Below are 3,990 nucleotides of genomic sequence, written 5' to 3' on the forward strand. Positions count from 1 at the left end.
CATGATTACTGCCATATCTACAGCAATAGCGGCCTTTATTGCCACTAATCTCGATGACATCCTGATTTTGACGATTCTTTTTACCCAGGTCAATAAACTTTTTCGCCGTCGTCATATCGTTATCGGTCAGTATTTAGGCTTTATCCTGCTGATTTTGGCGAGTTTAACTGGCTTTTTCGGGAGTTTCTTAATTCCGGCTCAGTGGATTCGTTTTCTCGGTCTGTTACCCGTGATTTTCGGGATTCGGAGTCTCTGGCAGCGAGAAGAAACCGAGACGGATAATAATGTGGAGATGGCTGTAGAATCAGCACCGTCTTCTCCTTTGCTGGCCTGGTTTTCCCCTCAAACCTGCTCTGTGGCGGCAATTACCATCGCCAATGGCAGTGATAATATCGGCATTTATCTGCCGCTGTTCGCTAGTAATACTTGGCCAAATTTAGTCACTATCGTCAGCGTTTTTCTGATCTTGGTGGGTGTTTGGTGTTTTACTGCTCATCAGTTGACTAAATTACCGGCGATCGCTAATTTAATTACCAGTCACGGCAGCCACTTTGTCCCCTGTGTGCTGATCGGTTTGGGTGTGTTTATGATCAAGGAAAGTCTTCCCCTGGCTTTCTTGGCCTTATCCTTAAGCTATGGATGGGCGCTTCTCCAGCAGCAAGCAGAATCTATTTAGGGTTTGCGGCAAAAAGTTTTTCCTGGGGGCAGGGTGTAGGGTGTAGGGTGTAGGGTGTAGGGTGTAGGGTTTTACCCATTTTCAGGGAAAAAGTCCAGGGATTTTCCCCCCGATCACTCCAATGGCCAGTACTTTTGGATTTCAAAAAGGTCTAAAAGTCTTATCGAACAATGTTTTTAGATTTATTCAGCAAACCCTATTTAATTTTTGATTCAATACAAATACATCTAAAAAGAGATTTTAGATTTTTTCCATACCATCTATAACTCAAGTGTCATAGAATAACATCATCTTTTCAAGCGATCAACTTGAAACCGACCCCTAGTCATCTCGATCATGTTATTTTTTCTCAAATCACCAGTGACGGAAAGCAAGACCAGCATTAAACCGAAAAAAGTCAATCCCAATCGAGTCCGCGATCATCTGGCCAATGAACGCACCTATCTGTCTTGGATGCGAACGGCGATCGCATTAATGGGTTTTGGTATGGTTATCCTGCGCTTACGGGCCTTTCATCCTCCTCTGGTTCCCCGGCCCGGTTACGGCTGGAAATTGGGCTTAATGTTTGCTTTAGTGGGTTTATTGACCGTATTTTTGACCACGGCCCATTATTTTACAGTCAGACGAGATATAGATGAAGATACCTACGAACCAGCCGATCGATGGGTGCTACTATTTAGTTTAGCGATCGTTATTCTCGGTGCGGGAATTATCTATTTTGTCGCCACCAGTCCCGATCTGTTGATGGGTAGTATGATGACTTTCGAGTGAACTTTGAGGATTAGGTGGGTTGGAGTAAGCGCCAACTGACCGTGACTAGAACCGTATAAAGCAGTATTTTTAGGGCATTTTTGGGGAAATATTCCGATAATCTTGCTCCCACTACTACCCCCGGTATTCCACCCAACCAGATAGGAAGTACCAGATTCCAATCTACCGTTCCTAATCCCAGATGACCAATGGAAGTACAGGTTAAGAGGATGGACGCTTGCGATAGATCTGTACCGACTAATTTGCGAGAATCAAGCTGAAAAAAGGTCATCAAGACCAATGCAAATAAGGAACCACTGGAAATACTGGTTAAACCGACTAAATAGCCTAAAACTGCCCCCAATATCGTTGTTTTTATCTGACCCGATCGAGTGGTTAAATCTAATTTTGGCCAGGACCAAGGGGACAAATCGGGAAAAAACAAGGAGATTAGTAGTTCTAGGGCCGCTAGGACAGTCACGATCATCAAGACAAGACCGATGACATGGGGCAGCCATTGATCGAGATTGAGAGAGCTATTCTGCTGAAAATAGCAAAAACCGACTAATCCTAACAGAGAACCGGGTACACTGCCAATTACCAGCCATTTTACCACCTCTAACTCGATCGTTTGCTGTTGCCAGTGACGAACGGTGCCGACCACTTTCATCAACCCGGCCGCTACCACATCGGAACCCACTGCGGTGGTAGCGGGAACCTGAAATACAAAGATCAATAGGGGTGTAATCAAGGATGAACCGCCAATTCCCGTTAATCCCACGACAATCCCGATAAAAAAGCTAAATATTGTCAATAAAGAATAGTCCATTTTTGCCTCAGTCGTCTCTCTTCTCCAGTGCGTTTCTGGTGGTTAAGGGACAAAATTAGTTAATTAAGCCTTTAAAAGAGCGAAAAAGAGTAATAGTAAGCTTTTATCGCTGTTTAGTCTTTTTAGTCTCTGTTTATAACCAGTAATCTCCCGAATCGAAACTTAATTTTCTTGCTATCTTGTAAAATGTAATTGTATTTTAATACGACTGCGATTGAATCATGGTTAAAATACGGTCAAACCCTATACATTTTTTGCCAGAGGATTAGCCACCGTGAGTATCATCATCGAGCAAGTATCGAAAAAATTCGGCACCTTTACCGCTTTAGACAACATCAACCTAGAGATCAAATCGAATCGTCTGGTGGCACTGCTGGGGCCGTCTGGTTCAGGAAAAACCACCCTCCTGAGAGCGATCGCAGGATTAGAACCTCCCGACACAGGCAAAATTATCATCAACGGCAAAGACACAACCCATTTAAATGTCAGAAAAAGGAACATTGGCTTTGTTTTTCAGCATTATGCGCTTTTTAAACACCTGACGGTGCGTCAGAATATCGCTTTCGGTTTAAATATTCGCAAAGCTACCCCGAACTATATTCAAAAACGAGTGGACAATCTCTTGAGTTTAATTCAATTGCAGGGATTAGGCGATCGCTATCCGGCCCAACTATCCGGGGGTCAACGTCAACGGGTTGCCCTGGCCCGGGCCTTAGCGGTGGAACCGGAAGTATTATTATTAGATGAGCCTTTTGGGGCCCTGGATGCCAAAGTTAGAAAAGAGCTACGGGTTTGGTTGCGACAGTTACACGAGGAAGTCCATGTCACCAGTGTTTTTGTCACCCACGACCAGGAGGAAGCCATGGAAGTGGCCGACGAGATCGTAATTTTCAATGAGGGTAAAATCGAACAGGTGGGAACTCCCGATCAGGTGTACGATCATCCTGCCTCTGCTTTTGTGATGAGTTTTATCGGCCGGGTGAATGTTTTGCCACCGACCTCGGCTGCACTATTCGAGCAGCTCGGAGGGGGTACTAACGGAGTCAAGATTTTCATTCGTCCCCACGACCTAGAAATTCTCTCTTTTCCCAATGGGTCTAGCATTGAGGCAAAAGTCGAGCGCATTATCCATCTGGGTTGGGCCATCGATGTGGAATTAATTCTACCGGATCGCTCTCTCCTGATTGCCCATCTGAATCGAGAACAACTGGCTCAACTGCATCTCCAAGTCGGGGAGCAAGTTTATGTTCGTCCTCGGGATGCTCGCGTTTTTGCTTAAAAGTAAACGTTCCAAAACTCGATTAAATTCTGTGGTGCGATATAGAGTTTTTCTCCTTGTCCCAATAATAGACTTGTCGCACCCACAGCATCGCCATACATGGTGTGATCGGGTTCCGCACAAAGTCACAGGCACTCATCGTCATCGAAAATTTTGGGTCTGAAACCCCGCCGTTTTACGGCGGCTTTGCTGTTAAATATGAGCATCGTTTACGAAATATAGCGTTTTTCAGTCTGCTGAGGTACAAAAGTTATGGGTTTTAGGCAAAAGGCAAGAGGCAAAAGGCAAAGGGGAAGAAAAACAGGTGTACCTCACTAGCTTAGGAAACGCTATATATGCTAAAATGTGAGACATGGAAAAAGCCTATTCGTTTCGATTTTACCCCACACCAGAACAAGAGTCGCTATTGCGGCGCACATTGGGCTGTGTAAGATTAGTTTACAATAAAGCTCTCCA

At 44.7% G+C, this 3,990-nt stretch carries 6 protein-coding genes; 4 read left to right on the top strand and 2 right to left on the bottom strand.

The window, feature by feature from the left end; genetic code table 11:
- Position 1: 1 nt before the first annotated feature.
- Complete coding sequence (locus PX481_RS20235; RefSeq protein WP_288095668.1) at positions 2-676, top strand: cadmium resistance transporter; 675 nt, start codon at positions 2-4, stop codon at positions 674-676.
- On the opposite strand, the gene PX481_RS20240 is transcribed toward PX481_RS20235, so the two are convergent.
- Positions 669-821 (bottom strand): hypothetical protein, encoded by a 153-nt coding sequence (locus PX481_RS20240; protein WP_002762665.1) that lies wholly within the window; start codon positions 819-821, stop codon positions 669-671. The two genes, PX481_RS20235 and PX481_RS20240, sit on opposite strands and share 8 nt — an antisense overlap.
- A gap of 191 nt (positions 822-1,012) precedes the next feature.
- On the opposite strand from PX481_RS20240, the gene PX481_RS20245 reads away from it, so the two are divergent.
- Positions 1,013-1,447 carry a YidH family protein gene (locus PX481_RS20245; RefSeq protein WP_002762666.1) on the top strand — a complete coding sequence of 145 codons (435 nt, stop codon included), beginning with the start codon at positions 1,013-1,015 and terminating at the stop codon, positions 1,445-1,447.
- Between the two features lie 10 nt (positions 1,448-1,457).
- Here the strand turns inward: PX481_RS20245 and PX481_RS20250 are convergent, their stop codons facing one another.
- Positions 1,458-2,255: a sulfite exporter TauE/SafE family protein gene (locus tag PX481_RS20250; protein ID WP_288095670.1), complete on the bottom strand. Its 798-nt coding sequence runs from the start codon at positions 2,253-2,255 to the stop codon at positions 1,458-1,460.
- A 274-nt stretch (positions 2,256-2,529) separates the two neighbouring features.
- Between PX481_RS20250 and PX481_RS20255 the strand changes: the two genes are divergently transcribed.
- Both PX481_RS20255 and PX481_RS20260 read left to right on the top strand, forming a co-directional pair.
- Positions 2,530-3,534: a sulfate/molybdate ABC transporter ATP-binding protein gene (locus PX481_RS20255; protein WP_288095671.1), complete on the top strand. Its 1,005-nt coding sequence runs from the start codon at positions 2,530-2,532 to the stop codon at positions 3,532-3,534.
- A gap of 352 nt (positions 3,535-3,886) precedes the next feature.
- The coding region (locus PX481_RS20260; RefSeq protein WP_287683512.1) for a helix-turn-helix domain-containing protein at positions 3,887-3,990 on the top strand (104 nt) is incomplete at its 3' end.

It is taken from the genome of Microcystis sp. M53603_WE2 (assembly GCF_030065435.1).